Annotated in this window: 31 protein-coding genes; 11 read left to right on the top strand and 20 right to left on the bottom strand. The window is 63.0% G+C overall.

Features of this window, described 5'->3' with window-relative positions; all coding sequences use genetic code 11:
• Positions 1-334 precede the first annotated feature (334 nt).
• The 4 genes from NKI41_RS23625 to NKI41_RS23610 all read left to right on the top strand — a co-directional run bounded on the left by NKI41_RS23625 (position 335) and on the right by NKI41_RS23610 (position 2,572).
• Complete coding sequence (locus NKI41_RS23625; protein ID WP_352685366.1) at positions 335-718, top strand: RidA family protein; 384 nt, start codon at positions 335-337, stop codon at positions 716-718.
• Positions 719-766: 48 nt separating this feature from the next.
• The gene (locus NKI41_RS23620) at positions 767-1,120 is read left to right on the top strand and encodes a VOC family protein (protein WP_352685365.1); all 354 of its coding nucleotides are present in this window, start codon (positions 767-769) and stop codon (positions 1,118-1,120) included.
• Between the two features lie 137 nt (positions 1,121-1,257).
• On the top strand, positions 1,258-2,361 hold the full coding sequence (gene leuB, locus NKI41_RS23615) for a 3-isopropylmalate dehydrogenase (RefSeq protein WP_352685364.1): 1,104 nt from the start codon (positions 1,258-1,260) through the stop codon (positions 2,359-2,361).
• 7 nt (positions 2,362-2,368) lie between these two features.
• Positions 2,369-2,572 (top strand): hypothetical protein, encoded by a 204-nt coding sequence (locus tag NKI41_RS23610; protein ID WP_352685363.1) that lies wholly within the window; start codon positions 2,369-2,371, stop codon positions 2,570-2,572.
• 174 nt (positions 2,573-2,746) lie between these two features.
• Here NKI41_RS23610 and NKI41_RS23605 read toward each other — a convergent pair whose 3' ends face one another.
• Positions 2,747-3,463 carry a DUF805 domain-containing protein gene (locus tag NKI41_RS23605; protein ID WP_352685362.1) on the bottom strand — a complete coding sequence of 239 codons (717 nt, stop codon included), beginning with the start codon at positions 3,461-3,463 and terminating at the stop codon, positions 2,747-2,749.
• 88 nt (positions 3,464-3,551) lie between these two features.
• Positions 3,552-5,384, bottom strand: a complete 1,833-nt coding sequence (locus NKI41_RS23600; RefSeq protein WP_352685361.1) for a DEAD/DEAH box helicase — start codon at positions 5,382-5,384, stop codon at positions 3,552-3,554.
• A 202-nt stretch (positions 5,385-5,586) separates the two neighbouring features.
• Between NKI41_RS23600 and NKI41_RS23595 the strand changes: the two genes are divergently transcribed.
• Together NKI41_RS23595 and NKI41_RS23590 are read left to right on the top strand one after the other, a co-directional pair.
• Positions 5,587-5,736: a hypothetical protein gene (locus NKI41_RS23595; protein ID WP_352450216.1), complete on the top strand. Its 150-nt coding sequence runs from the start codon at positions 5,587-5,589 to the stop codon at positions 5,734-5,736.
• 106 nt (positions 5,737-5,842) lie between these two features.
• Positions 5,843-6,877 (top strand): aspartate-semialdehyde dehydrogenase, encoded by a 1,035-nt coding sequence (locus tag NKI41_RS23590; RefSeq protein ID WP_023680535.1) that lies wholly within the window; start codon positions 5,843-5,845, stop codon positions 6,875-6,877.
• Positions 6,878-7,273: 396 nt separating this feature from the next.
• On the opposite strand, the gene NKI41_RS23585 is transcribed toward NKI41_RS23590, so the two are convergent.
• Positions 7,274-7,681 carry an ACT domain-containing protein gene (locus NKI41_RS23585; RefSeq protein WP_352685360.1) on the bottom strand — a complete coding sequence of 136 codons (408 nt, stop codon included), beginning with the start codon at positions 7,679-7,681 and terminating at the stop codon, positions 7,274-7,276.
• A 248-nt stretch (positions 7,682-7,929) separates the two neighbouring features.
• On the opposite strand from NKI41_RS23585, the gene NKI41_RS23580 reads away from it, so the two are divergent.
• Positions 7,930-8,340, top strand: a complete 411-nt coding sequence (locus tag NKI41_RS23580; protein ID WP_352685359.1) for a DoxX family protein — start codon at positions 7,930-7,932, stop codon at positions 8,338-8,340.
• Between the two features lie 190 nt (positions 8,341-8,530).
• Positions 8,531-8,794 (top strand): YMGG-like glycine zipper-containing protein, encoded by a 264-nt coding sequence (locus tag NKI41_RS23575; protein WP_352685358.1) that lies wholly within the window; start codon positions 8,531-8,533, stop codon positions 8,792-8,794.
• A gap of 72 nt (positions 8,795-8,866) precedes the next feature.
• Here NKI41_RS23575 and rpsP read toward each other — a convergent pair whose 3' ends face one another.
• The 7 genes from rpsP to NKI41_RS23540 form a co-directional block, all read right to left on the bottom strand.
• Positions 8,867-9,268 carry a 30S ribosomal protein S16 gene (gene rpsP, locus NKI41_RS23570; protein WP_352615509.1) on the bottom strand — a complete coding sequence of 134 codons (402 nt, stop codon included), beginning with the start codon at positions 9,266-9,268 and terminating at the stop codon, positions 8,867-8,869.
• 50 nt (positions 9,269-9,318) lie between these two features.
• A complete protein-coding gene (locus tag NKI41_RS23565; RefSeq protein WP_254817890.1) occupies positions 9,319-9,645 on the bottom strand; it encodes a chorismate mutase in 327 nt (108 codons plus the stop codon).
• 7 nt (positions 9,646-9,652) lie between these two features.
• On the bottom strand, positions 9,653-11,281 hold the full coding sequence (ffh, locus tag NKI41_RS23560; protein WP_352685357.1) for a signal recognition particle protein: 1,629 nt from the start codon (positions 11,279-11,281) through the stop codon (positions 9,653-9,655).
• Between the two features lie 309 nt (positions 11,282-11,590).
• Complete coding sequence (locus NKI41_RS23555; RefSeq protein ID WP_352685356.1) at positions 11,591-12,559, bottom strand: CPBP family intramembrane glutamic endopeptidase; 969 nt, start codon at positions 12,557-12,559, stop codon at positions 11,591-11,593.
• A 147-nt stretch (positions 12,560-12,706) separates the two neighbouring features.
• Positions 12,707-13,309, bottom strand: a complete 603-nt coding sequence (locus NKI41_RS23550; protein ID WP_292664090.1) for a DUF1236 domain-containing protein — start codon at positions 13,307-13,309, stop codon at positions 12,707-12,709.
• A gap of 63 nt (positions 13,310-13,372) precedes the next feature.
• Entirely contained in the window at positions 13,373-14,467 is a 1,095-nt protein-coding gene (locus NKI41_RS23545; protein ID WP_352470841.1) for a zinc-binding metallopeptidase family protein, read from the bottom strand.
• 61 nt (positions 14,468-14,528) lie between these two features.
• A complete protein-coding gene (locus NKI41_RS23540; RefSeq protein ID WP_352685355.1) occupies positions 14,529-15,803 on the bottom strand; it encodes a flavin monoamine oxidase family protein in 1,275 nt (424 codons plus the stop codon).
• Between the two features lie 185 nt (positions 15,804-15,988).
• Here NKI41_RS23540 and NKI41_RS23535 point away from each other — a divergent pair, with 185 nt between their 5' ends.
• Positions 15,989-16,789, top strand: a complete 801-nt coding sequence (locus NKI41_RS23535; protein ID WP_352470839.1) for a lytic murein transglycosylase — start codon at positions 15,989-15,991, stop codon at positions 16,787-16,789.
• A 108-nt stretch (positions 16,790-16,897) separates the two neighbouring features.
• On the opposite strand, the gene NKI41_RS23530 is transcribed toward NKI41_RS23535, so the two are convergent.
• Together NKI41_RS23530 and NKI41_RS23525 are read right to left on the bottom strand one after the other, a co-directional pair.
• Positions 16,898-17,098, bottom strand: coding sequence for a hypothetical protein (locus NKI41_RS23530; RefSeq protein ID WP_352685354.1), 201 nt, complete (start codon positions 17,096-17,098; stop codon positions 16,898-16,900).
• Positions 17,099-17,834: 736 nt separating this feature from the next.
• Positions 17,835-19,058: an argininosuccinate synthase gene (locus tag NKI41_RS23525; RefSeq protein WP_352685353.1), complete on the bottom strand. Its 1,224-nt coding sequence runs from the start codon at positions 19,056-19,058 to the stop codon at positions 17,835-17,837.
• Positions 19,059-19,226: 168 nt separating this feature from the next.
• Between NKI41_RS23525 and NKI41_RS23520 the strand changes: the two genes are divergently transcribed.
• On the top strand, positions 19,227-19,868 hold the full coding sequence (locus NKI41_RS23520; RefSeq protein ID WP_352470836.1) for a LysE family translocator: 642 nt from the start codon (positions 19,227-19,229) through the stop codon (positions 19,866-19,868).
• On the opposite strand, the gene NKI41_RS23515 is transcribed toward NKI41_RS23520, so the two are convergent.
• From NKI41_RS23515 to NKI41_RS23500, 4 genes are all read right to left on the bottom strand, one after another.
• The gene (locus tag NKI41_RS23515) at positions 19,840-20,319 is read right to left on the bottom strand and encodes a hypothetical protein (protein ID WP_352470835.1); all 480 of its coding nucleotides are present in this window, start codon (positions 20,317-20,319) and stop codon (positions 19,840-19,842) included. The two genes, NKI41_RS23520 and NKI41_RS23515, sit on opposite strands and share 29 nt — an antisense overlap.
• Positions 20,316-20,741, bottom strand: coding sequence for a hypothetical protein (locus tag NKI41_RS23510; RefSeq protein WP_352470834.1), 426 nt, complete (start codon positions 20,739-20,741; stop codon positions 20,316-20,318). Before NKI41_RS23510 ends, NKI41_RS23515 begins: the two co-directional genes overlap by 4 nt.
• The gene (gene rlmN, locus NKI41_RS23505; protein ID WP_352685352.1) at positions 20,738-21,970 is read right to left on the bottom strand and encodes a dual-specificity RNA methyltransferase RlmN; all 1,233 of its coding nucleotides are present in this window, start codon (positions 21,968-21,970) and stop codon (positions 20,738-20,740) included. The genes NKI41_RS23510 and rlmN overlap by 4 nt, the downstream gene beginning before the upstream one ends.
• 267 nt (positions 21,971-22,237) lie before the next feature.
• Positions 22,238-22,744 (bottom strand): invasion associated locus B family protein, encoded by a 507-nt coding sequence (locus tag NKI41_RS23500; RefSeq protein WP_023721899.1) that lies wholly within the window; start codon positions 22,742-22,744, stop codon positions 22,238-22,240.
• 360 nt (positions 22,745-23,104) lie between these two features.
• On the opposite strand from NKI41_RS23500, the gene NKI41_RS23495 reads away from it, so the two are divergent.
• Positions 23,105-23,713 carry a methyltransferase family protein gene (locus NKI41_RS23495; RefSeq protein WP_352685351.1) on the top strand — a complete coding sequence of 203 codons (609 nt, stop codon included), beginning with the start codon at positions 23,105-23,107 and terminating at the stop codon, positions 23,711-23,713.
• Positions 23,714-23,758: 45 nt separating this feature from the next.
• On the opposite strand, the gene NKI41_RS23490 is transcribed toward NKI41_RS23495, so the two are convergent.
• From NKI41_RS23490 to NKI41_RS23475, 4 genes are all read right to left on the bottom strand, one after another.
• Positions 23,759-24,121: a YkvA family protein gene (locus NKI41_RS23490; RefSeq protein WP_031212728.1), complete on the bottom strand. Its 363-nt coding sequence runs from the start codon at positions 24,119-24,121 to the stop codon at positions 23,759-23,761.
• A 92-nt stretch (positions 24,122-24,213) separates the two neighbouring features.
• Positions 24,214-24,510, bottom strand: coding sequence for a 4a-hydroxytetrahydrobiopterin dehydratase (locus NKI41_RS23485; protein ID WP_023679826.1), 297 nt, complete (start codon positions 24,508-24,510; stop codon positions 24,214-24,216).
• A gap of 6 nt (positions 24,511-24,516) precedes the next feature.
• The gene (gene thpR / locus NKI41_RS23480; protein WP_352685350.1) at positions 24,517-25,113 is read right to left on the bottom strand and encodes an RNA 2',3'-cyclic phosphodiesterase; all 597 of its coding nucleotides are present in this window, start codon (positions 25,111-25,113) and stop codon (positions 24,517-24,519) included.
• 137 nt (positions 25,114-25,250) lie between these two features.
• Positions 25,251-25,895: an arylesterase gene (locus NKI41_RS23475; RefSeq protein ID WP_352685349.1), complete on the bottom strand. Its 645-nt coding sequence runs from the start codon at positions 25,893-25,895 to the stop codon at positions 25,251-25,253.
• Between the last annotated feature and the right edge of the window lie 58 nt (positions 25,896-25,953).

The raw sequence follows: 25,953 nt of genomic DNA, 5'->3' as shown, positions 1-25,953 counted from the left end.
ACGGACGGCTCCCTTGTTTGAGATCTCAACGAACTCATTCTGGCACATCCGATGCCGTCGGGCGCCGTCCACCCCATCATGCCGTAACATCGGCCGAAGTGTGCAGCGAAACAGAATTCTGAACCGTTGTGTCGCTCGGATGTCACGGCATGGATCCTGGGGTCTGCGCCGCGTCGCTTCGCTCCTTGCTTCGCCCCAGGATGACGACTGGAGAGATGTTCTGGCCAATCTCCAAGGTCTGCGCTTCCACGTCGTAACAACAATCGGTTGCCTCTGGCCCATGGCCGGGTGGACCCTATACCTTCAGGATGGCCGCAACCACTGCGAGGAAGCCATGCGAAAACTGATCTCCACCGGTTCGCCCTTCGAGAAGACCGCCGGCTATTCGCGCGCCGTGGTGCAGGGCGACTGGTGTTTCGTGTCCGGAACGACCGGCTATGATTATACGACCATGTCGATGCCGGAGACCGTAGAGGCACAAACGCGCAATTGCCTGGCGACGATCGCCAAGGCGCTCGGGGACGGCGGCTTCGAGATGGCCGATGTGGTGCGGGCACATTACTATATTACCGATGCGGCTTTCGTGGATGTGGTGTTCCCGATCCTCGGCGAGGCCTTTGGCGAGATCAGGCCGGCGGCAACGATGATCGTGTGTCAGCTCAACAAGCCGGAGATGAAGATCGAGATCGAGGTGACGGCGCTGCGGCGCACAGCCTGATGCCTGTCACGGTTGCGAAAACGACACGGTTAGCACGAGGATCGGCCCATGACGAAGGTCAGGCGCATCGTTGCAAACATAGACACGCAGGATATCGCGGCGGCAAAACCCTTCTATCAGGATGTGCTCGGCCTCGATCTCAAGATGGATATGGGCTGGATCGCTACCTATGGCTCGCAAGAGACGATGTCCGTGCAGGTCAGTTTCATGGCCGAAGGGGGATCAGGAACGCCGGTGCCGGACATCTCTATCGAAGTCGACGACGTCGATGCCGCGCTTGAAAGCATGAGGACGGCCGGCTTTGCCATCGAATACGGTCCGGCGGACGAACCCTGGGGTGTGCGGCGCTTCTTCGTACGCGACCCGTTCGGCAGGCTGGTCAATATCCTTTCGCATCTCTAGGCATTTTGTCTTGAGCATCGGAGTTTCCCAAAACCGGTTTCCACTTTTGGGTCCGATGCTCTGAACCGCAGGCTTGCGCGCCGGCCGCTTGGCGTTTAGCAAGGCCGCGGCTCACGACACAATCAGGACGGTTCCCCATGGCTTCGAAAAATCTTCTCCTGCTTGCCGGCGACGGCATCGGCCCCGAGGCGATGGCCGAGGTGAAGAAGCTGATTTCCGCCATGAACGACAAGCTCGGCAGCGATTTCGTCACCGATGAGGGCCTTGTCGGCGGCTGCGCCTACGACGCGCATGGCGCGGCGATTTCCGATGCCGACATGGCCAAGGCAATGGCGTCGGACGCGGTGCTGTTCGGCGCCGTCGGCGGGCCGAAATGGGATGCGGTGCCTTACGAGGTGCGCCCGGAGGCGGGTCTGCTGCGGCTGCGCAAGGACATGGAGTTGTTTGCCAATCTCAGGCCGGCAATCTGCTATCCGGCACTGGCGGCGTCCTCCTCGCTGAAGCAGGACGTGGTCGAGGGGCTCGATATCCTGATCGTGCGCGAGCTCACCGGCGGCGTCTATTTCGGCGAGCCTAAGCAGATCATCGACCTCGGCAACGGCCAGAAGCGCGGCATCGACACCCAAATATACGATACGTTCGAGATTGAGCGCATTTCGGGCGTTGCCTTCGAGTTGGCACGCACGCGCAAGAACCACGTCACCTCGATGGAAAAGCGCAATGTGATGAAGTCGGGTGTGCTGTGGAACGAGGTCGTCACCCAGACGCACAAGGCCAGGTATGCCGACGTCAAGCTCGATCACATGTTGGCCGATGCTGGCGGCATGCAGCTGGTGCGCTGGCCGAAGCAGTTCGACGTCATCGTCACCGATAATTTGTTCGGCGACATGCTGTCCGACATCGCCGCCATGCTGACCGGCTCGATCGGCATGCTGCCGTCGGCCTCGCTCGGCGCGCCGGATGCGAAGACAAAAAAGCGCAAGGCGCTCTACGAGCCGGTGCACGGCTCGGCGCCCGACATCGCCGGCAAGGGCATCGCCAATCCGATCGCCATGATCGCCTCCTTCGCCATGTGCATGCGCTATTCCTTCGGCATGGTTGAAGAGGCCGACCGGCTGGAAGGCGCGATCGCCGCCGTGCTCGATCAGGGCTTGCGCACCAGGGATATTCATTCGCCGGGGATGACCGAGGTCGGCACGACCGAGATGGGCGACGCGATCATCGCCAAATTTTTGGGGTGACAGGTGTATGGGTGAGGTGCAGCGCGCCATTGAAAGGGATCTTCTCGGCGAGCACCAACGCCAGGCTGAGTTTCGCGGCGATCAACACCTCGCGCCATTGCTGCAGTTCATCTGCGACCGATATCAGGTCGAAAAGAGCGATTTCTACCTGCTAGAAGCCATTCCCGATCAAATACGAGTTGTGTCTCTTGATCTGGCTTTGGCCGGATAGGGTGGTCGACTGCGAAATCGCCTATGAAGGGTCCACATTCGAGGTTGTCGGGACGGAAACGATCCAGACCCACAAGAAGACCCTTCGTGGTCATTCCGCGAAGGACTTCAAGATCATCGAACGCATCGCCTTGAGCGAACACAAGCAGCTTTAGCAGAACCAACTCAGGTGAGGTTATGCGGTCTTGATCCCCTCCGGCACCGGACCCCACTGGTTTTCGCGCGGCTGCGTCGGGATCAGCGCAAAGATCAGGATGATCACGGTGCCGAAGGTCGGGATCAGGAAAAGCAGGAAGAGCCAGCCGGTCAGGCCGGTATCGTGCAGGCGACGCACGTTGAGCCCGAACCACGGCAGGGCTGTCGCCAGCAGGAAGAGACCGGAAAGGCCGACCGTCACTGCCGGCAATTCACTGTTGTCGAGATTGCCCATGGCGTCGTCGATAAAGACGCCGAGTCCTATGACCACGATCAGCGCGATCGTCCAGAACAGACAATAGCCCCAATACTCCTTGCGGCGGGCACGGCCGGCGAAGTTGAAGTAATTCTCGGTCAGACCCCACCAGAAGTAGCTCCACAGGCCAGCCGATTCGGCCGGACTTTGTTCAGCGGAACGGCCGAAATGTTGCGGCTGACGTGCCGCGGGCGCATTGCCGGCCTGAGTTGGGGCGGCGGTTGCAGTGGAGGCGTCGGCGGGCGCACTGGCAGGTTGGGCGCGGATCGAAAAAACATCGCGTGCCCGTCCGCCAGCCGGCTGGAATTCGACGGTCGTACCTCCGGCAACCGATGCTTCGCGGCGCAAATCTTCGCGCGCCAAAGTGTAGCGGTTGCCGTCGGCTCCGGTGATGAAGCCGAAACCCTGGTCTTCGTCGTAATGAAGAACTTCGCCGCGCATGTCCTGCCCACCCCCATTTCCCCGCCCCAGACTGTGCAAAGTTCCGGCAGACCGCAAGGGGCGTGCGGAAATGGAGAGTGCTGGCTATTTACCCCGGCCGTTTCTTCGATTTCTTGTGTTTCGCAGGTCCGCCTTCGAACTTCGCCTTGGCCGGTTTCCCGGCCCAGGGCTTCGCCTCGAATGCCGGGCGCTGGTCGGCCGGTGCGCGCTTCTCGAATTTGGGCGTGTTCTGATCGAAGGTGCGCTTGCCGCGGTGCGGCTTCTTGTCGGGTCGTGGTTCCTGGTAGCCGGCCCGCGACAAATCCGGCGTGCCATCCAGCCGCTTGACCGCAATGTTGCCCTGCAGCTTGCGGTCGGGGCCGATCGCAGCGAGGAAACGCTCGGCCCAGTCCGCCGCGATCTGCACGAAGGTTTCCTCCGGCTGCATCTTGATGGCGCCGATCTCGCGCTTAGAAATGCCGCCTGTCCGGCACAGCATCGGGATCAGCCAGCGTGGCTCGGCATTCTGCCGGCGTCCGACCGACAGCGAGAACCAGACGCTGTCGCCGAAATCGTCGCGGCGCCTCGGTGCCTCATCCCGGCGCGCAAATTTTTCGCCCGACGGCGTGAACGGTGCCACGTCGAGAAGATCTTCCGGCGCCGAGTGGCTGGAGCGGCACATCCGCACGAAGGCGGCGGCAACCCGTTCGGGCCCGTGCTGATCGAGAAGCGCCTCGACGAAGCCGCGCTCCTCATCCTTCATAGGCTCGCTGAAGACCGGATCAGCGAGAATGCGCTCATCGTCGCGCCGTATCACGTCGTCGGCCGACGGCGGGCTCGCCCAGGTTGCCGCAAGGCCGGCACTTTGCAGCAGCCGCTCGGTGCGCCTGCGGGCACTATTGGGCACGATCAGCGCGCTGACGCCCTTGCGTCCCGCACGACCCGTGCGTCCGCTTCGGTGCAGGAGCGTTTCCGGGTTGGTCGGCAGGTCGGCATGGATCACCAGCTCGAGATTGGGCAGGTCGATGCCGCGTGCCGCGACGTCGGTGGCGATGCAGACCTTGGCGCGGCCGTCGCGCATCGCCTGCAGCGCGTGGCTGCGCTCGTTCTGGCTAAGCTCGCCGGACAGCGCCACGACGGAAAAGTTGCGGTTGTTGAAGCGTGCCGTCAGATGGTTGACGGCGGCGCGCGTGTTGCAGAACACCAGCGCGTTCTTGGCCTCGTAATAGCGCAGCACGTTGATGATGGCGTTTTCGCGGTCCGCCTGGGCGACGCTCAGCGCCCGGTATTCGATGTCGAGATGCTGCTTTTCCTCGCCGGAGGCCGAGATGCGCACAGCATCGCGCTGGTAGCCCTTGGCCAGCGTGGCGATGGAGCGCGGCACGGTCGCGGAAAACATCAGCGTGCGGCGGTCGGCGGGCGCGGCATCGAGGATGAATTCCAGATCCTCGCGAAAGCCGAGATCGAGCATCTCGTCGGCCTCGTCGAGCACCACTGCCTTGAGCGCCGACATGTCGAGCGAATTGCGGGTGATGTGATCGCGCAGGCGGCCGGGCGTGCCCACGACGATATGGGCGCCGCGCTCCAGTGCGCGCCGTTCGGTGCGCATGTCCATGCCGCCGACGCAGGACGCCACCGTGGCGCCGGTCAGTTCGTAGAGCCATTCCAGCTCGCGCGTTACCTGCAGGGCCAACTCCCGCGTCGGCGCCACGGCCAGCGCCAGGGGTGCCGCCGCGTGGGAAAAGCGCTCCGCGCCATCGAGAAGGGTCGGCGCCAAAGCCAGACCGAAGGCGACGGTCTTGCCGGAGCCGGTCTGGGCCGAAACCAGCGCATCGGCCTGGCCAAGCTCGAGAACGGCGTTCTGCACCGGCGTCAGCTCGACATAGCCGCGTTTTTCCAGCGCCTTTGCCAGCGCGGGAACAATAGCTTCGAAGTTGGACATCTTGCTCTTTCGAAATTCGGATTCTGAATACCCGGCGACGGGTCAAATGTCGGCAAGCGCCCACAGACGGGCGCCACGAGCCAGACGATGCTCGTTCGTACTTGGTGCCGCCGTCATTGTACAGGGCGGGCGGGTCGGCCTGCTTGCGATTGACTCTAGACGTAAACCGCGTAAAAGCCGGCACCGAACGGGATAGTTTTCGATGCGCGGCCTTTTGATGGCGCTTTCTGCCTTCGACATCCCCGGCCCCAATGCGAACCATTGGGCCGGGCGCGTCGCTGCGTCTCCTCGTTCCAGCAAAATCACGTTCTTGCTCAAAAAAACCGGCAAAACGACCACCAAAACGGTCTGATTCCCTTGGCCTAACCACCCTCTCCCGGGTCCGGCCCGGGGGTTGAAACCCGCATCGGCCGGCGGGTTTTCTCCAGAAACCGAGCGGAGAGGGACAGGAGATTTCGATGAGTTTCAAGGTTGCGATCGTCGGCGCCACGGGCAATGTGGGCCGGGAAATGCTCAACATACTGGAGGAACGCGGCTTTCCGGTGAGCGAGGTGGTGGCGCTGGCCTCGCGGCGCAGCCAGGGCACGGAAGTGTCGTTCGGCGACCGCACGCTGAAGGTCAGGGCGCTCGACCAATATGATTTTTCCGACACCGACATCTGCATCATGTCGGCCGGCGGCAACGTCTCCAAGGAATGGTCGCCGAAGATCGGCAAGCAGGGCTGCGTCGTCATCGACAATTCGTCGGCCTTCCGCTACGACCAGGACGTGCCGCTGATCGTTCCGGAAGTGAACCCGGATGCGATCTCGCTGTTCACGCGCAAGAACATCATTGCCAACCCGAACTGCTCGACGGCGCAGCTGGTCGTGGCGCTGAAGCCGCTGCATGACGCGGCCACCATCAAGCGCGTCGTCGTCGCCACCTACCAGTCGGTCTCCGGCGCCGGCAAGGAAGGCATGGACGAATTGTTCACGCAGACGCGCGCGGTGTTTGTCGCAGACCAGGTCGACGTCAAGAAGTTCACCAAGCGTATCGCCTTCAACGTCATCCCGCATATCGACGTCTTCCTCGACGACGGCTTCACCAAGGAAGAGTGGAAGATGGTGGCCGAGACCAAGAAGATGCTCGACCCGAAGATCAAGCTGACGGCGACCTGCGTGCGCGTGCCGGTGTTCATCGGCCATTCGGAAGCGGTCAACATCGAGTTCGAGAAGCCGATCACCGCCGATGAGGCGCGCGAGATCCTGCGCGAGGCGCCGGGCTGCCAGGTCATCGACAAGCGCGAGGACGGCGGCTACATCACGCCGCTGGAATCGGCCGGCGAGGACGCCACCTTCATCTCGCGTATCCGCGAGGACTCGACCATCGACAACGGCCTGTCGATGTGGATCGTCTCCGACAATCTGCGCAAGGGCGCGGCACTCAATGCGGTGCAGATCGCCGAACTGCTGGTCGAGCGCGGGCTGATCCAGCCGAAGAAGAAGGCGGCATAGTTCGCTCACGGCCGTATCGCCGCTAGCGCGGCTGGCCTCCGCGGGGGCGCCGGACGACCGGCGGCCTGCGGTCGCAGGCTCGGCCTTCGGCCGCGATTTTTGCTCAGCTTGCTTTTTCTCTCACGGCCGTATCGCTGCTGTCGCGGCTGGCCTCCGCGGGGGCGCCGGAAGGCCGGCGGCCCGCAGTCGCGGGCTCGGCCTTCGGCGGTTGTTTCGCTCAAGGCCGTATCGCCGCTACGCGGCTGGCCTCCGCGGGGGCGCCGGAAGGCCGGCGGCCCGCAGTCGCGGGCTCGGCCTTCGGCCGTTTGCGCCCTTCTCGCCGTTCACGGGGAGAAGGTTCCGGCAGGCGTATGAGGGGCAGCGCAGGCGTCTCAAATAGGCAGCAAGGCGCCGGCGTCACAGCCGGTTCTCCTCCGCTAGGTCCAACAGCAACTCCAGCGCCTCCTCCGCCCGGTCGGCGGGCACGAACAGATGATCGTGGTAGAAGGCCGAGACCGGATTGACGCCGATGCCGGCGGTGGCCAGCCGCGCGGTGATGGCGGCGAGGAAGCCGACCGCTTCCAGCGACGAATGGATGTTCAGCGTCAGCATCCGGCAGCGGAACACGGTTTTCAGTCCAGCGGCCTTGGCATGGTCTTCAAGCACGATCAGCGTCGTGCCCTCGCGCTCGCGAAATAGCATCACCGGGTGGAGCCTGTCGGGAGCGGGCGCATCGGGTGGCAACGTGGTGAAGACATGAACGCCGGCAAGCAATTCCGGCGTCATCGCCGCCAGCAACTGTTTCAGGTCGGTCTCTCCGGCCATCGGTTGCTTTCGTTGTGCGATCAGGCGGCTGCCGTCGAGCGCTCGGAAGATTCCCTTGCGGATTTCCAATAACGCCCTCCACCTCACCCCGCAAGGTGGACTTGGCCAAGTCTGTTGCTGGCTGAACTAGCACATCCGAGGTCGCCGGAGTGAAAAGAACCGGAGGCATGTCGGATCGCCGTCATGGGCCGCGTCCTTGGTTCGAGCTGGCGGAGAGCCAGTGCTCACAACGACCGGAGGGAACATCAATGACCATGTCTCAGGCAGCACCCGTCTCATCGCGTGCCTTGTGGGCCGGCCGCGTGCTCAGCGCCGTAGTCGTGCTGTTCATGATCTTCGACGGCGTCATCAAGCTACCGCCGCTCGAAATCGTCACCCAGACCATGGTGCAGCTCGGCTGGCCGGCCGATGCCAATATCTCGCGCATGCTCGGCATCATTGGACTGGTCTCGACAGCGCTTTACGCGCTGCCGCGCACCTCGGTGCTCGGCGCCATCCTGCTCACCGCCTATCTCGGCGGTGCCGTCGCCACGCATGTGCGTATCGGCAGCCCTTTGTTCTCGCACATACTGTTCGGCATTTATCTCGGCGCCATCCTCTGGGGTGGCCTGTATCTGCGCGATCCAAGGGTGCGCGCGTTATTCCCGTTCAGCCAATAGCGCGACATCGAAAGCCGCTCGATGGTGGCCAGGCCGCCAGAGCGGGCGCGGTCTGCCGCCGCCTTTCTACTCTTTGGATCAAATTGAGCGCCGCCGGGCGGCAGCCGATCTTCTTCTTTGGATCAAATCGCCTGGTTGCGAGTTAGGGGGTGCAGCGGCGAGGACGGCACCCTGTTGGAGAGGAACGACAATGAAAAAGGTGATGATCTTGATGGCCCTGCTGGTGCCGCTCGGTGCCTGCTCCCGTACTGAGCAAGGCGCGGCAGTTGGTGGCCTGGGCGGTGCGGCGGTCGGCGCTGCTGTGGCCGGCAACCCGACCAAGGGCGCGGTGATCGGCGGTGCGGCCGGCGCTTTGGCCGGTGCGCTGATCGGCCGTGCCAGCGAAAGCGGCCAATGCCGTTATCGCGGTCGTAACGGTCGTGTCTACGTTGCGAGTTGTCCGGAAGGCTATTGATCGGGCCGCATCATATGGATGCAATAGCAAAACGGCGGGCAGGGCCCGCCGTTTCGTGGTTGTGGAGATGATTTATTCGGCGCTGGCGGCTTCCGACTCGGCCGGCGCGGCTGCGGCGGCGGCAACGGCCGCGGCGGCATCTTCCTGCGCCTTCTTCAGCAAGGCTGCGCGCTCCTGCGCCTTCTTGCCGGGCTCGGCCTTCTTCGGGTTGGAGCGGGCTTCGCGCTTGGCGATGCCGGCTTCATCGAGGAAGCGCAGCACGCGGTCGGTCGGCTGGGCGCCATGCGACAGCCAATGCTTGACGCGCTCGGCGTCGACCTTGACGCGTTCGCCGTCCTTGGGCAGCAGCGGATTCCACGAGCCGAGCGACTCGATGAAACGGCCGTCGCGCGGCGAACGAGCGTCGGCGACGACGACATGGTAATAGGGACGCTTCTTCGAGCCCGCACGGGCCAATCGGATTTTCAGTGGCATTTCTTTTCTCCTAAAAGCTCTGATCTGGTTGATCGGTTGGTGGCTGGTCCTCAGCCGGTTTTCGTCACGCCGTTGGATGCGGCGATCTGCTCGTGATGGCGGATCACTTCGCGGACGACGAAGTTCAGGAATTTCTCCGCGAAATCCGGGTCGAGATGGGCGTCCTTCGCCAGTTGGCGAAGACGGGCGATCTGCTCCTGCTCGCGCGCCGGGTCGGCAGGCGGCAGGCCATGTTCCGCCTTCAGCACGCCGACTGCCTTGGTGCAGCGGAAGCGCTCGGCCAGCATGTGGATCAGCGCCGCGTCGATATTGTCGATCGAGGCGCGATAATTGGCCAGCGCCGCACGCGCGTCCGCCATGTCCTTCTCTTCGTTCATGGCGCCCTCACTTCTTCTTGCCGAGGCCATTCTTGCCAAGCATTGGCAGCCCGCCACCGCCCGGCAGGCCGGGAAGTTTCATGCCGCCGGGCAGCCCAGGCAGGCCACCGCCACCGGGAAGACCACCGGGCAGGCCCTTCATGCCGCCGAGCCCGGCGGCCTGCGCCTGCTTCTGCAAGGCTTCGAGCTGCTTGGGGTCCATCTTGGAGAGATCCGGCATGCCGCCGCCCATCATGCCGCCTCCGGGACCGCCTGGGCCGCCAGGCATCATGCCGCCGAGCCCCATCTTGGAAGCGAGGCCGCCCATCATGCCGCGCATCAGGCCGCCGCCTTTGCCCTTGCCGCCCATCGCCTTCATCATGTCGGCCATGCCGCGATGCATCTTCAACAGTTTGTTGATTTCGGCCGCGTCGGTACCCGAGCCGGCGGCGATGCGCTTCTTGCGCGAGTGCTTCAGAATATCGGGGTTGGCACGCTCGACCTTGGTCATCGACGAGATGATGGCGAGCTGGCGACCGAACATCTTGTCGTCGAGCCCGGCGGCGGCCATCTGGTCCTTCATCTTGCCCATGCCGGGCATCATGCCCATGATGCCACCCATGCCACCCATTTTCGACATTTGCTGAAGCTGGCCGGCGAGGTCGTTCAGGTCGAACTTGCCCGACTGCATCTTCCTGGCCATCGCCGCGGCCTGTTCGGCGTCGATGTTCTCGGCCGCCTTTTCGACGAGGCTGACGATGTCGCCCATGCCGAGGATGCGGTCGGCGATGCGCTTGGGGTGGAATTCCTCCAGCGCGTCCATTTTTTCGCCGGTGCCGATCAGCTTGATCGGCTTACCGGTGACGGCGCGCATCGAGAGCGCCGCACCACCGCGGCCGTCGCCGTCCATGCGGGTCAGCACGAGGCCGGTGATGCCGACGCGCTCGTCGAAGCTTTTCGCCAGATTGACGGCGTCCTGGCCGGTCAGCGAATCGGCGACCAGCAGGATCTCGTGCGGCGACGACATCTTCTTGATGTCGGCCATCTCGACCATCAACGGCTCGTCGATATGGGTGCGGCCGGCGGTATCGAGGATGACGACGTCATGGCCGCCGAGCTTGGCCGCCTGCACGGCGCGGCGGGCGATATCGACCGGCGTCTGGCCGGCGACGATCGGCAATGTGGCGACCTTGACCTGCTCGCCGAGCTGGCGGAGCTGCTCTTGCGCGGCGGGACGCCGCGTGTCGAGCGAGGCCATCAAAACCTTCTTGTTTTGACGGTCGGCGAGGCGCCTGGCGATCTTGGCCGAGGTCGTCGTCTTGCCCGAACCCTGCAAGCCGATCATCATGATGACGACCGGAGCCGGTGCATTGAGGTCGATGGCGACGCCCTCGGCGCCGAGCATCTCGACCAGTTCGTCATGGACGATCTTGACGACCATCTGGCCGGGCTTGATCGACTTGACCACGGCGGCGCCGACGGCCTTCTCGCGCACCTTGTCGGTGAAGGAACGCACCACTTCCAGCGCCACGTCTGCCTCGAGCAACGCACGGCGCACCTCGCGCAACGCCGCCGAGACATCAGCCTCCGACAAGGCGCCGCGGCCGGTGAGGCCGTTCAGGATCGAACCAAGACGTTCCTGTAGCGATTCAAACATTCTTCTTCCTTTTCCCTGGCACCCGGATGATGCCCGAGAGGTAATGCGTTCGCGCCAACTGTCCAAGCAAAAGCCGGTCCGGGCAAAGCCCAAAGCCAAAAAGCACCCGGGGGCGCACAGCGCTGCCGGGTGTTGGCCTCCGGGATCGATTTACAGCACTTCACCTCAAGGAGGTTTCGGCGTCCCGGTCGGTTTGCTCGGAGGAATACTCGTCGCGGAATTCGCGGCGTGTAGACAGGAAATCGGCCGCAGAGTCAAGCTTTGGTCAAGCTTTGCGTCAAATAGCTCAGGACGACCAGGCAATGCACATCAGCGCACGCTGCCGGCGCGCGCCATATCCGGCTCGACCTTCAGCGGTGAGCGCGGATGTAAAAGCAGCAGAACGGTCAACAGGCTGCTGACGATGCCGATCGAAGCGATGAGGACGGCGTCTGAAGTCGTCCAGCCCGCGGCTTCGAGCGGCTTGGCGTTGAACAGGGCGAAGGAATTATAGCTTTGCTGGTGCGAAATCAGCAGGAAGCCGGTCAGATTGTTGCCGAGATGGGCGCCAAAGCCGGCACCGAGATTGCCGGTTGCATAGACCAGAAGCGTCAGCAGCAGCGCAAAGGCAGCGATCGAGGCCAGCACGCAGGCATTGATGGCAGCGCTTGAACCTGGGCTCCAGTGCAGGGAGGTGAACAGCAATCCCGGCAGCAGCGCCCAGATGAAAGAGTTCTGGAACCGGCTCGCCAGGCCCCTGAGCAGATAACCGCGAAACAGCATCTCCTCCGACGAGGTCTGCAGAAAGGTCAGGGCGGCGATCGGGATCAGGAACAAAAGCCACGCGGACAGGCCGATCGCGCCGCGCGCGATGTCGGGCTGCAAACCATAAAGCAGGATCTCGGAAAGCAGCGAGGTGATCAGCACCGCGGTCAGTCCTTTCAGGAACCCCGACCAAGAAATGCGCCGGCTGACGCCAATCAGGGCTGTCAGCTTCTCTTGATGGATCCAGCGCATGGCAGCCCAAAGGCCGAGCCAGATTCCGGCAAATGAAGCCAGCGCCGCAAGGATGCCTGCAGGAGAGGCCATGAAATCCTGCACCGCTCCCCCACCTGGCGGGGCGGTGCCAGACGATGCCTGCCAAACGGCAAAGGCATAGGTGCCGCCGAACAGCACGGCGGCAGTGGTTCCGAGCCAGAACAGGATGACGACCACCGCTCCAAGCAGAAGCCGCGGCAAAGTGGTCTTGTTGTTGGCGGTGTGCCGGTACTGTTGGAAGGCGGTTGGGTCGATCGTCACGCGGGCTCGCTGGCTGGTGCTTCGGCTCGCAAGGTCTAGAACATCGGCCCCAATGTGGAAACCGGTATTGCAGCGGCAATGCCGGCTTGTGGCAATGTCGGGAGTGCGAGCGGCCGCCATTACAGGGCGACCGCCCTGTTTGTATCGTCAGCGCACGACGTACACGATACGCCGGCTGCCCGGATCGACCAGTGCCGGCTGGCCGTTCACATAGACGTAACGGTAATCATAGTCCGGAATCTCGCGCAGCTCGACGGTGTCAGGCAACGTCGCGCCCGTCACCACCTCACCCTCGAGATAGACCGGATCGAGCCGATGCGTACGTACATAGGTACGGATCTCGGCCGGCGGTCTCCGGATAGGCTCGATCGCCTCGCCGGCGACGATTGCTCCGGTATAGCTGTCGGAATACTCGACGCTATCGGCGGGCGGCGTCACGACGGCAATGTCGGCGCTGGCCGGACGCTGTGTCAGGACCACACGGCTGCCGCCGAAATCGGCCGTCACATAGTCGGAATAGACCCAGCCCTGGCCGTTGGCCTCGGCGATGGTGCACCATTTGCTGTTGGCGATGCAGCCGTCGAGCGTCGCCGACTGGCCGGCCGCAAGCACGCCGATCACCGGATACTGCGGGCCGGGGCCGGCGCGTACATTGAGATCAGTGATGGCCGAGACGGCGGTGTCGGCCAAAGCAGAGCCCGACATCGCTATGAGCGCTCCGGCCACCGCCGGAAACAATATGCGTTTCATGGTCTTCTCTCCGTTTCACAGTCCCTTGGCACGGAAAACGAAGCAAAGCCGCATGCGTTCCGGCTAAAAGGCTTCGGCCGGCTCACGATTTGTTCCAGTCGTTTTCGGCAGGTCGGTCAAAAGCTCGTGAACAAAAGCAAGTTTTTGCGCCGCCACGTCCGAGATGACGAAGGGATAGAGATCGGGCAGGCCCATGCAGCGGTTGATCGAGTTGGACGCCTCCGACAGCACCAGCCAGCGGTCGAGAATCCTTTCGAAGGGCTCTGGGCTGGCGGCGGGTTCCGATGGTGCCGGCTGCAACTTGCCGCCGGTATCGGCGCGCGGCAGCTCGTTGGCTTCAACGGTTTCCAGCCGGCCGAGCGGGAAATTCAGGGCATGCACCATCTCCAGCGTGTCAGTGATGTGCATGTGATGCGCCCATGTCTCGGCCCAGTCCTCCCATGGGTGCGACGTCGCATAGGCCGAGATATGGCGCTGCTGCCAGTCGGGCGGCGCGCCATCGGCATAATAGGTCTTCAGCGCCTGTTCGTAGCCGGCGCGCTCGTCGCCGAACAAAGCGCGAAAACCGGCAAGCTTTTGCAAATCGTCGCGGATCAGGCGGTCCCAGTAATAATGGCCGAGCTCATGGCGGAAATGGCCGAGCAGCGTGCGGTAGTTCTCGCCCATCTCGACGCGCCGCCGTTCGCGCTCTGCCGAATCCGCCTCGGCGACGTTGAGCGTGATCCGGCCGTTGTCATGACCGGTCAGGATACGCTCGCCGCCCGGACCGCCGCCGATCGGATCGGCAAGAAAATCGAAAGCGAGACCGATCTCGTCGCCAACGTCCTGCTTGGGTGCGACCGGCAGGCCGAAGGCGAGCAGCGAATAGACGGCACGCTTCTTTGCCGCCTCGACACGGATCCAGCGGCGGCGATTGCCGTCGACCGACAGATCCGGGATCAGCTGGTTCAGCGCACAGGCGCGGCAGAAGGCGTGGCCGGGCTCCGCCATCCAGTTGCAGGCGCATTCGTCGGCATTGGTGCAATGGAAGACCTCGGCCCCGGACAGCGCGAAGCGCGCATGCTCGGGATCGTAGAGCACGAGGCTGGCGCAGTTCAGGCATTGCGCGTTCTCGAAATAGAGACGGTGGCCGCACTGCGGGCAGTCGAAAAGCTTCATTGGCGTCTCAAATCATTCGAAATGCGGAGGACGATACGAGCAGGAGAACGCCAAACGCCTGTCAGCTGCCGACGTTCCTGCCGGCAGATGCTATTTTGCCGCAAGCTGGGCGACGACCTCCTTGGCCACTGCCTCGCCCGACAATCTGGCGCCGCCGCAGGTCTGCATCAGCGGACAGGCCAAATGCTCGCCGGCGAAGAAGATCTTTTCCGCCACGGGCTGCATCAGCGTGGCGCGCTTGCGAGTGGCCGGGCCGCGCCGCCGCATAGGCGCCGCGCACGAACCGCTCAGCGCCCCAATTGGTCATCATTGCGCGTCCGACATGCTTTCGTATGTCGCCGCCAAAGATGCCGCAGAGCCGGTCGACGACGAAGTCGATGCCAGCCGCCTCGCCCGCCGCTGACATCTCCCAAGCGAAATCGCCGCCGACGAAACCGACCATCAAATCGAGGTCGAAGGGAAAGCAGAGGAAGTAAATGTCGTGCCGGGCCAACCGCTCGATCAGCAAATCGTCGAACGGCTCCAGGCCGAGTCTTGTACCGGATATTTCGACCGGCAGCTTGGTCAGCATGCCCATCGGCAGGTCGAAGAAGGCGGCGAAATGCGCATCGGGGAGTGCAGGCGAGAACGCAATCTCCTCGAAGGCGAGCACTGCCGGGGAGGCAGTGACGATGACCGCCTTGGCGCGGATGGTACCGCGATCGATGACGCAGGCTACGCCCGGCCCATCCCAGACGATCTTGCGCACCGGCGTCGACAGCTCCACCGGCACGTCGGCGCCGAAGCGGGCAACCAGCGTACCGAAGCCTTCCCTGGTGAAATAATTCGGATCGAGATCGGCGGCGACCTGAAAGTCGCGGATCGATATCTCGTCCTCGTCGGCGCCGAAATCCATCGGCCCGGCGAAGGTTGCGGCGGCGCGCGGCGCGTGTCCCTTGGCGAGCAATGCCGAAAGGCGGTCGTCGTCGCCTTCCCTCACCTGATGTGCCGCCACCAGTTCGAACAGCCTTGCGTCGGCCACCTTCATCGCCGCCTCCTCGGCTTCGCTTGCCTTTCGCTCACGGTAATAGAGATGATCGACATTCATGTCGTGGTGATGAAGCGTCCAGGCAGCGGCCTTCGCCTCGGGAAAGTAGGGATTGCGGTCCGCGGCATGCAGCCAGGCGCAGCCGATGTCGAACGGCACGCCGAAATGCTGGTCGCTGGTCCAGGCGCGGCCGCCAATGCGGTTCATCGCTTCCAACAATTTGAAGGAAAAACCGGCAGCGCGCAGGGTCTTGGAAGCCGAAAGCCCGGCTGAACCGGCGCCGATGATCACGACATCAACGTCTTCCATGCTTATTCTGTCCCCGCCACAATAATTACTTGATCGTAGGCAAATTCCCGGGCGTCCGCCAGTGTGGTGGATTTGAGGTTCCTGCTGTATTGAGTGCATCGGCGTGGCGCCAGGGCAGTGACAAGCAGGTGTTTCGCAGGCAAGTTCGCAATTGGGAACGTGATTCAGGCAACCAGGAGAGCAGCATGGCATTTCTTGCCAAGGGGAAGATGTTTGTAGTGGCCACGGTGGTGGCGGTGCTTGCGCTGGCGACGGGCGCGCAGGCGGCGGCCAGCTGTGGCAAGAGCGGCGCCGGCTTCGAGGCATGGAAACCGGAGTTCGCCGCGGAGGCGAAGGCCGACGGTGTCGGCTCGAAGGGTCTGGCCGCTCTGGCTCGCGCAACCTACGCGACAAAGACGATCTCCGTCGACCGCGCCATCCATAAGGCTTTCAGCGGCTCGGTGGAAGCTTTCATGAAGCGCCGTGGCGCGTCCGCGATCATTGCCAGGGGCCGTGCGCTGAAGAAGGCCAATGCTGCGCTGTTCGACAAGATCGAACGGAATTACGGCGTGTCGCCGGGCGTGTTGCTCGCCATCTGGGGCATGGAGACCGGCTTCGGTTCCGCCATGGGCAACCAGAATACGGTCTCCGCCATTTTAACGCTGGCCTATGACTGTCGCCGTCCGGAGTTCTTCTACCCGCATGCCATTGCGGCCCTGAAGCTGGTTGATCGCGGAGCGTTGAGCGCCTCGTCGGTCGGTGCCGCGCACGGCGAGATTGGCCACACGCAGTTCCTGCCCGGAAATGTTTTGACGTATGGTGTCGGAAACAAAAATCTGCGCGACAAGAGCACTGCGTTGGCTTCCACCGCCAACTTCCTCAAGAGTCATGGTTGGCGGGCCGGCGCGAGCGCGCAGGCGAATATGGGCGCAATCGCTGGCTGGAATTCCGCGAGCGTCTATCAACAGGCCATCGCCCGCATGGCCACGGCGATCGATGCCGACTGACAGGGCCCTCTAGAGCTTTGTTTTAACGCAATTCCGGACGGAAAACCGTTTCACACTTTTCCTGGAATTGCTCTATTCGACAGAAAGCCCTGCCAAGCCTCGGGCTTTCTATTTCACGTTGAGCGCGTAGGAGCAGCCGGCGAGCACGTTCTCACCAAGGAATTTGTCCGGTGGCGCGAGTTCGGGTGCGATGCCGAGTTCGCTGGCAAGGTCCGGTGCGGAAACGCCGTCGAGAACCGGCATCGGCCCGGTCGCGGCAAAGACGACGGACGCCGTTTCGCGCCCGAATACGCGAAGCGGGGCCGGCAATTCATATTGCTTGAGGAAAGGATTGCCGGAAGAAACGTCGTTCCAGCCGAGCTTTGCGGGCGTATCGGGGCGGTCGCTCAGCCAAAGGGCAAAACCACTATAGGTCGGAACGTCAGCCCTGCACTCGACCAGCGCGGGAAGGTCAAGGGAGGGGGGGCATCGTTGGCTTTGGCGACGGCCAAGTTCGCCAGGACAGCCAACGTGGGCAGGAAACCAGCTCCAAGCGTGGCCAAGCGCCTGGGCACATCACGCTCAATAATGCACGTAGCCGCTCAACGGGCATTTCTGGGAAATGGGAATCTGGAAGGGGCCGTCAAAACTTTTGCAGGTACGGAATTTGGAATTCCGCGGCGCCGGGGTAGCCGCTTTTGGCTTGTCCCCGATGACCGTCGGGACTCTGGGACCCTGCGCGTAGCCGCTCAACGGGCATTTCTGGGAAGCGGGAATCTGGAAGGGGCCGTCAAAACTTTTGCAAGTATGGACCTTGGATGTTTGCCCCGCCGGGACTTGCGTGGACTGACCCGCGGTAAAGACGGCCACCGCCGCAAGCAGAAGAAAAAGTCTGTTTTTCACTGTCAAAGCCCTCCGACCCGCACGAGAAGTAAGATCAAATCACGGAAAGGTCAAACAGGAAACGATCTGAAATCGCGGCTTCGATTATATTAGAGACGCCAAATAAAACCCGGTGTCCTCACCGGGTTCCTAACTCATCTAAGCATTGGGCCTGTTGGGAATATCAACCCTTGCGATTGCGCGCCGCCAGTGTCCGCAGCCTCAGCGCGTTGAGGCGGATGAAACCTTCTGCATCCTTCTGGTCGTAGGCGCCGCGGTCGTCCTCGAAGGTGACCAGCGCGTCGGAATAGAGCGTCTTCCTCGACTTGCGGCCGCTGACCATGACGTTGCCCTTGTAGAGCTTCAGCCGCACGGTGCCTTCGACGTCTTCCTGGCTCTTGTCGATCATCGCCTGCAACATCAGCCGCTCGGGCGCGAACCAGAAGCCATTGTAGATGAGCTCGGCATAGCGCGGCATGAACTCGTCCTTGAGATGGGCGGCACCGCGGTCGAGCGTGATCGATTCGATCGCCCGGTGGGCGGCGATCAGGATGGTGCCGCCGGGGGTCTCGTAGACACCGCGCGATTTCATGCCGACGAAACGGTTCTCGACCAGGTCGAGCCGGCCGATGCCATTGTCACGGCCGAGATCGTTCAGCGCCGCCAGCATCGTCGCCGGCGACAGCTTCTTGCCGTTGAGCGCGATCGGATCGCCCTTGAGGAATTCGATCTCGATCTCGGTGACCTTGTCCGGCGCGTCCATCGGCGAGATGGTGCGCTGGTGGACGAATTCCGGCGGTTCCGTCCACGGGTCCTCCAGCACCTTGCCCTCGGAGGAGGAGTGCAGAAGGTTGGCGTCGACGGAAAACGGCGCGTCGCCCTTCTTGTCCTTCGGCACCGGGATCTGGTGCTGCTCGGCGAAGTTGATGAGATCGGTGCGCGACTTGAACGACCAGTCGCGCCACGGCGCGATGACCTTGATGTCGGGGTTCAGCGCATAGGCGGAAAGCTCGAAACGCACCTGATCGTTGCCCTTGCCGGTGGCGCCATGGGCGATGGCATCGGCGCCAGTCTCTTTTGCGATTTCGACAAGATGTTTCGAAATCAGCGGCCGGGCGATCGAGGTGCCGAGCAGATAGGTGCCTTCATAGACGGCGTTGGCGCGGAACATCGGAAAGACGAAATCGGATACGAACTCCTCGCGGACATCGACGATGCGGATGTCCTTGATGCCCATCATCTCGGCCTTGCGCCTGGCCGGCTCCAGTTCGCCACCCTGGCCGAGATCGGCGGTGAAGGTGACGACCTCGGCGCCGAGTTCGGTCTGCAGCCATTTCAGGATGATCGAGGTGTCAAGGCCGCCGGAATAGGCGAGCACGACTTTCTTGACGGCTTTTGCTTTCGACATGGTGGGCAGTTCCGCGACAGGGGTTCTTCGCGGGCGAGGTATCACGGCGTTTTAGGCCAGCGCAAGGGACGAACGATGCCTGGACCAGATGCTTCATCTCCAAGAGGCTGGCGAGCACACGGCTCTTGCGCTATGGCTGCGCCGTCTTTTGCCGCTACGAGACGAGCCATGTCCTTCATCCCCGACAGTACGACGCTTATCCAGTTCTCCATCGCCACCTTCATCCTGGCGATCACGCCCGGGCCTGACATGACGCTGTTCGTCTCGCGCACGCTGAGCCAGGGCCGTGCCACCGGCTTTGCCTCCATGGCCGGCGCCTTGTGCGGCACGCTGATTCACACCACGCTGGTGGTGGTCGGCGTCTCGGCGCTGATCGTCGCCTCGCCGATGGCGTTCTTCGTGCTGAAGATTTTTGGCGCCGGCTATCTGGTCTTCCTGGCATGGCAGGCGATCACAAAAGGGTCGGCGTTTTCACCGGAGAAGAAGAGCGGGCCGCAGATCTCGCTGTTCCGCAGCTGGGCGGCGGGGCTCGGGGTCAATCTGCTCAACCCGAAGATCATCCTGTTCTTCATGACCTTCCTGCCGCAATTCGTCTCCGCGCATGATCCCGACGCGCCGGGAAAGCTGTTCTTCCTCGGCGCGATGTTCGTCGTGCTGGCGATCCCGGTAACGGCGCCGATGGTGCTGGCGGCGGAAAAATTCTCGGCCGTGATGAAATCCAGCCCGCGTGTGACCCGCGTCGTCGACTATCTGTTTGCCGGAGTTTTTTCGGCCTTCGCGCTCAAGATCCTGACGGCCCAGGCGAAATAGGGCGTCCGATCTGACGCCAGCTTCCGGCCGAGCGCCCGGCGCTCAGCCAGTAGAAAATACCGCCGACCATGCCGCAGCCGATCACCGCCAGCATGACGCTGGTATTGGTAACCTCGAAATTGGCATCGGCCGTCTGGTGGACGAAGCCAAGGAAGACCGCCGCCACCGCTGCGCCCGCCAGCGCATAGAACAGCCAGTCACGCCGGCCAAGGATCTCGGAGACGAGGATGGCGATGGCGGCCGGCATGAAGGCGAAATAGGCGACGAACAGCGCGACGAAGGGGATTGAAAACCACAGCGCCGCCTGCGCCGCCGGTTGCGTCTCGTCCGTTATCAGCCCAAGAGACGCCAGGAACATGACGTTAAGGAAGGCGCTTGCCGCCAGCGAAGCAACGCCGTAGCCGACAAGGATGACGGCGAAGCGGATCAGATAGGCGACGAGGCGGTTCACGCGAATTGTCCGGGCATTTGCAGGAACCGGCTCTCGACCAGGCGATAGACGGCTCCTGCCAAGCTTCCCGCAATGATTAGGGCCACCAACACGTCAACGTCCGGTGGCCTCTGTGCCGACGGATGCAGTTTCCAGACCGCAAATACGCACGTCCCAACGAAAGCTCCCCCGACGACAAAAAGAATCCAGCGTCTCGCCTCGAGAACTTGGGAAGCAATGACCATCGGGATTGCCAGCGGTGCGCCAAAGATGCCTGCGATCATCGCTCCAAGCAGCAACAGCGACCAACTATCTCGAGTGGACAGGAAAGCGGGAACACGCCACCACATCAGTGCATCGAGCAGGAAAAAGACCAGAGACATGGTGAAGGCAGCCAGGGCGTAGCAGAGCAAAGTCACTGCCAATCGCCTGAGGTATTTCACGCCTCGCCATGCCCCGCGATCATCATCGCTTCCAGCGCCAGCCGGTCGACCTTGCGCATGCGCTCGGAGTCCGACTTGAGCTGGCCGCAGGCGGCCAGGATGTCGCGGCCGCGCGGCGTGCGGATCGGCGAGGCATAGCCGGCATTGTTGATGTAATCGGCGAATTTCTCGATCGTTTCCCAGTCCGAGCACTGGTAGTTGGTGCCCGGCCACGGGTTGAACGGGATCAGATTGATCTTGGCCGGAATGCCCTTGAGCAGCTTGATCAGCGCCTTGGCGTCGTCGATGGAATCGTTGACGTCCTTCAGCATGACATATTCGAAGGTGATCCGCTTGGCGTTCGACAGGCCTGGATAGGCGCGGCAGGCAGCGATCAGATCCTTCAGCGGATACTTCTTGTTGATGGGCACCAAGAGATCGCGCAAATCGTCATTGGTGGCGTGCAGCGAGATCGCCAGCATGACGCCGATCTCCTCGCCGGTGCGGAAGATTTCGGGCACGACGCCGGAGGTCGACAGCGTGATGCGCCTCTTCGACAGGGAAAGCCCGTCGCCGTCGGATGCGATCAGCAGCGCCTTTTTCACCGCCTCGAAATTGTAGAGCGGCTCGCCCATGCCCATCATGACGACGTTGGACACTCTCCTGCCCTCGGCCGGCACGATGGCGCCGTCGGGCGTATCGCGGTCGGGGAAGTCGCCGAGCCGGTCGCGGGCGGTCAAGAGCTGGGCGAGGATTTCCTCCGCCGTCAGGTTGCGCACCAGCTTCTGCGTGCCGGTGTGGCAGAAGGAGCAGGTCAGCGTGCAGCCGACCTGCGAAGAGATGCACAGCGTGCCGCGGCCTTCTTCGGGAATGTAGACGGTCTCGATCTCGACCGGCCGGCCAGCGCCGCGCGGCGGAAAGCGGAACAGCCATTTGCGCGTTCCGTCGGAGGAAATCTGCTCCTCGACGATCTCGGGCCTGGCAACGGTGAAATGCGTGTCGAGGGCGGCGCGCAGATCCTTGGAGATGTTGAACATGCCGGCGAAGTCGGAAACGCCGCGCACATAGATCCAATGCCAGAGCTGTTGGGCGCGCATTTTCGCCTGGCGCTCCGGCACGATGCCGGCGGCGACGAGGGCGGCCCCGAGTTCGGCGCGCGTCAAGCCGATCAGCGACGGTTTTTCAGGCGTCGTGCGGGTGCGCAACGCGTCACGCGCGCCTTCGGCGGTAAGATCGAATGAAAGGGTCATTGTTGCGCCAATATAAGCGATTTGCGGCCGAATACAGCATCGTGCCCGAAATGAAGCGCGGCGCATAGCACAGGTTAGCGGCGGAGTCATGCCGGGGTTCTTCCTTCTCCCCTTGTGGGAGAAGGTGGCCGAGCGAAGCTCGGTCGGATGAGGGGTGTTCCAGCTTGGCGCCGACGGCGTTCCGTCCAACACCCCTCTTCCGTCTCGGCGCTGCGCGCCGATCCACCTTCTCCCACAAGGGGAGAAGGGAAGACCGCGCCTAACCGCCTACTTGCACTTGGCGATCGAGGCCAGCGCCGCCGAGATGCCCTTCAGCGAGAAGACGTAGGTGGTGGTGTTGCCGCGGCCGGACTTGGCCGACACCTTCATGTCGGTGCCGGTCTTCATCGCGGCGATCAGCACCGGCTCCTCGGCAGCGTTCTCGACCCAGGCCGACTTGCCGCGCGTGAACATCGAGAAAGACTTCTTGTCGATGGTGACGGTGGCCTTGGAACCCTCCTGGAAGGTATAGCCGGCAATGAATTGCGGCTCGTAGGACACTTGCTGCCCCGGCCGCTGGCTGACGAAGAAGAACATGTCGCCGTGATCGAGCGTCGGCGGCTGCTTGTCGGTTGGCACCGTCAGGACATAGCAGACCTTGCCGCCGCCCGACGCCTGATAACTGTAGGTGCCCCAGGCATTATGCTGGCCGATCTTGGTTGCCGACTGCGCCAGCGCGGGCGCCGTCAAGGCCACCAGGGCCAGGCTGGAAACTATAGCAATCAATCCGCGCATCGCTTTTCCCGTATTCCACTGGTGCGGCGGCAGGCCGGCTCGGCGTCCTGCCCGTCGCTTCATTTTGATTTAATCTGGGTTACCAAACGGTGAATTTCCCCTTAGAAAAGGATGTTCACGCCAGGAAACCGCCGCCGTCTTCGCGCTGCCGCTCGAAAAAGCGGCTGGCGCAATGTCCCTGCCGCGACTTGGAGGCCACGAAAACGGCAAGAGTTTGACTTTTCAAGAAGCTAGGTCTCGCGGCGATTCTCGCTTTTTGAGGTGCGTGACGAATTTCCCTGCAGGCGGTACCATGTCTGCGTTCGCCGCCACGGCGCTCGGCCAGGGTGCCCTCCCTGGCGGCTTACGGGAGATTTGGCCATGGCCATTTCCGAGACAGTTCTGACCCTGGCGGGCGGCACAGCCGTCCTGGCGATTGTGTTCGGCATTCGTGTCGCCATGCGGCGGGCGGCCGGTGGCGCGGTGCCCCGGTCGGATGCCGGGGAGACGGCGGGCGGATCGGGCGCGCCCGACGTGGCCGGGGTCATTGCGCTGCCACCTTTGATCTTCCTCGGCTTCCTGGTGGCGGCAACCGTGCTCGAGGTGCTCGTGCCGCTCCCGGTCATGGCCGGGCAGGCGCTCGCCCGCTATCTGACCGGCGCCGTGCTCGCGGTGTGCGGCTTCGTGTTCATCTTTATGGCAGCGGGCCGCTTTCAGGCCGCTGGAACCAACATACCACCGACCTTGCCGACGACGGCGCTGGTCGTCGACGGTATCTATCGGCGCACCAGGAATCCGTTCTATCTGGGAACGACCCTCATCTATTTGGGCCTCGGCGTCGCGGCCGGAAGTCTTTGGGCTATTGCGCTCGTCATCCCGCTGCTGTGGGTGATCAATACCGGCGTCATCGCGCCGGAAGAGCGCTATCTCGAGCGGAAGTTCGGAGATGCCTATCGCGCCTACAAGGCGCGGGTGCGGCGGTGGGTTTGACGGCCGGAAAGTCGGTTCTCACGCGATTTTTTGCGCCGTACCGGCTCAGCTCTTGTCGGCGATGGCCTGCCTGGCGGCGAGCCGGTGCGCCGGCGTGATGTGGGCGCTGACGGCGGTAATCGCGGCGGTCAGCACGGCGATGTCGTCGGTGAAGCCTAGCCCAAGGATGAAATCGGGGATGACGTCCGTCGGCAACACGAAATAGCCGAGCGCAGCCAGCAAGGTGCCCTTGGCGCGCAGCGGCGTCTTCTTGTCCATGGCACAGTAATAGGCGGCGACCACCTCTTCCATGAACGGGATCTGCCGGGCGGCCTTCTTCGCCGTACGCCAGAACTTTTCGCGCACTTCGCTCTCGTTGCCCGGCTTGCTGCCGAGGCCAAAGAAATCAAAACCGGATTTTTGCGCCATCAACCTCTCCTTGCGGCCGTCGCGTGACTTCACGCGTGACCGCGAGGCAAAATGTGGTGAAAGCCGAACCTCGCTGCAAGGTGCAGACAGGCTCAGCCGCCGAAATAGCGGTTCATTTTCCTGGCCAGATCGAAATCCAGCGCGGTCAGGCCGCCGGCGTCGTGCGTGTTGAGGGTCACGTTTACCGTCTTGTAGACGTTCGACCAGTCGGGATGGTGGTCCATCTTCTCCGCGGCCAGGGCAACGCGGGTCATGAAGGCAAAGGCTTCGGAGAAATTCTTGAAGGTGAAGCTGCGGGTGATCGAGCCACCATCCTTGGCCAGCGACCAGCCGTCGAGGCCGGCAAGTTCGGCGCGGATCGCCTCTTTTGCTAGTTTCTCCCTGGCCATGTCCGTCTACCGCATGATCCGCGAAGCGTCGGCGGCGCCGACCAAACGGCTGGCGACGCGGTTGTCGGCACCTGAAAGCGGCCAGGCCTCCTCGACGACGTAAGGCCCGCCGCCGACCGAATCGCGCGACGACATCAGCACGAAGCGGCCGACCCGGAACGGCAGCGTCGAAAAATTGCCGCGTGCCGACAGGTACTGGGCGACGTCGAGCGGGCTCGAATTGCGCAGGCGGGCCAGCGTCACATGCGGCATGAACTTGCGCGGGTCGGCCGGGATGCCGAGCCGCTGGCAGATGCGCTCGATCTCGGCCTGCAATGCGGAAAGATCGGGCGAAGCGGCGACCCCGGCCCACACCGCATGCGGCTTCTTCTGGCCGAAGGCGCCGACGCCGGACAGCGTCAGCGGGAAGGACGGGCGGTGAACACGGTCAAGCGCATTGGCGATTTCGTCGGCGACATGGCCCTCGACATCGCCGATGAAGCGCAGCGTCAGATGATAGTTTTCGACGTCGATCCAGCGGGCTCCCGGCAGGCCGCCCCTGAGCAGGGACAGCGAAAGAGCGGCATCACGCGGTATCTCGAGGGCGGTAAAAAGACGCGGCATGGGAAGCCTCCTGTCCTCGAATCGAACTCTTGCCCCTAGCGAATCATCGATATTCAAACGGGGCAAGGGGTTTGTTGGTCGCAGGCCTGCCTAAAGGCTTCCCCTGCGGAAGGTGTTGCGACGGCGAACCCTCGCCTTCAGGAATTGCCCCGGACCGCTTCAATGGTCTTCTCCACACTGGGCAGGATACCCTCGACGATGCGGTCCACGCCTCGGGCGTTTGGATGAAGGCCGTCCTCGAGTTGCAGGACGGATCGACCGGCGATGCCCTCGAGAAAGAAAGGATAGAGCGGCACGCCATATTTTTCAGCCAGTCTCGGAAAGGTCGCGTCGAAGGCGTTCTGGTAGTCGGCGCCGAGATTGGGCGCCGCGCGCATTCCGGCAAGCAAAACGGCGATCTTGCGCTGCTTCAGTTTTGCCAGCATGGCGTCCAGGTTCTTTTCCGCTATGGCGGGCGAAACGCCGCGCAGCATGTCGTTGGCGCCGAGCTCCAGGATGACGAGTTGCGTGCCGTCCGGCACCGACCAGTCGAGCCGCGACAGGCCGCCGCTCGTCGTATCGCCGGAGACGCCGGCGTTGGCGACCGTGACATCGTAGCCCTTGGCGCGCAGCGCCGCCTGCAGCTTCTCGGTGAAGCCCTGACCTGGCCCGAGGCCATAACCCGCCATCAAGCTGTCGCCGAAACCGACAATGGTGAACGGTTCGGCTCGCGCCGACGAAATGGCGCCGCAAATGGCGAGGAAAAGGGCGAAGGCTGCGGCAAAGGTGTGTTTGAAAGCCATGCGGCAGGCCCCATATGACCAGGAACATCTGTTGGCGAAGGCAGGTTTTCGTCTTTGT

The organism is Mesorhizobium sp. M0601 (assembly GCF_040320845.1).
Classification (GTDB): domain Bacteria; phylum Pseudomonadota; class Alphaproteobacteria; order Rhizobiales; family Rhizobiaceae; genus Mesorhizobium.
The sequence above is the reverse complement of the archived record's forward strand: the minus strand, read 5'-3'. Positions and strand labels throughout refer to the sequence as shown.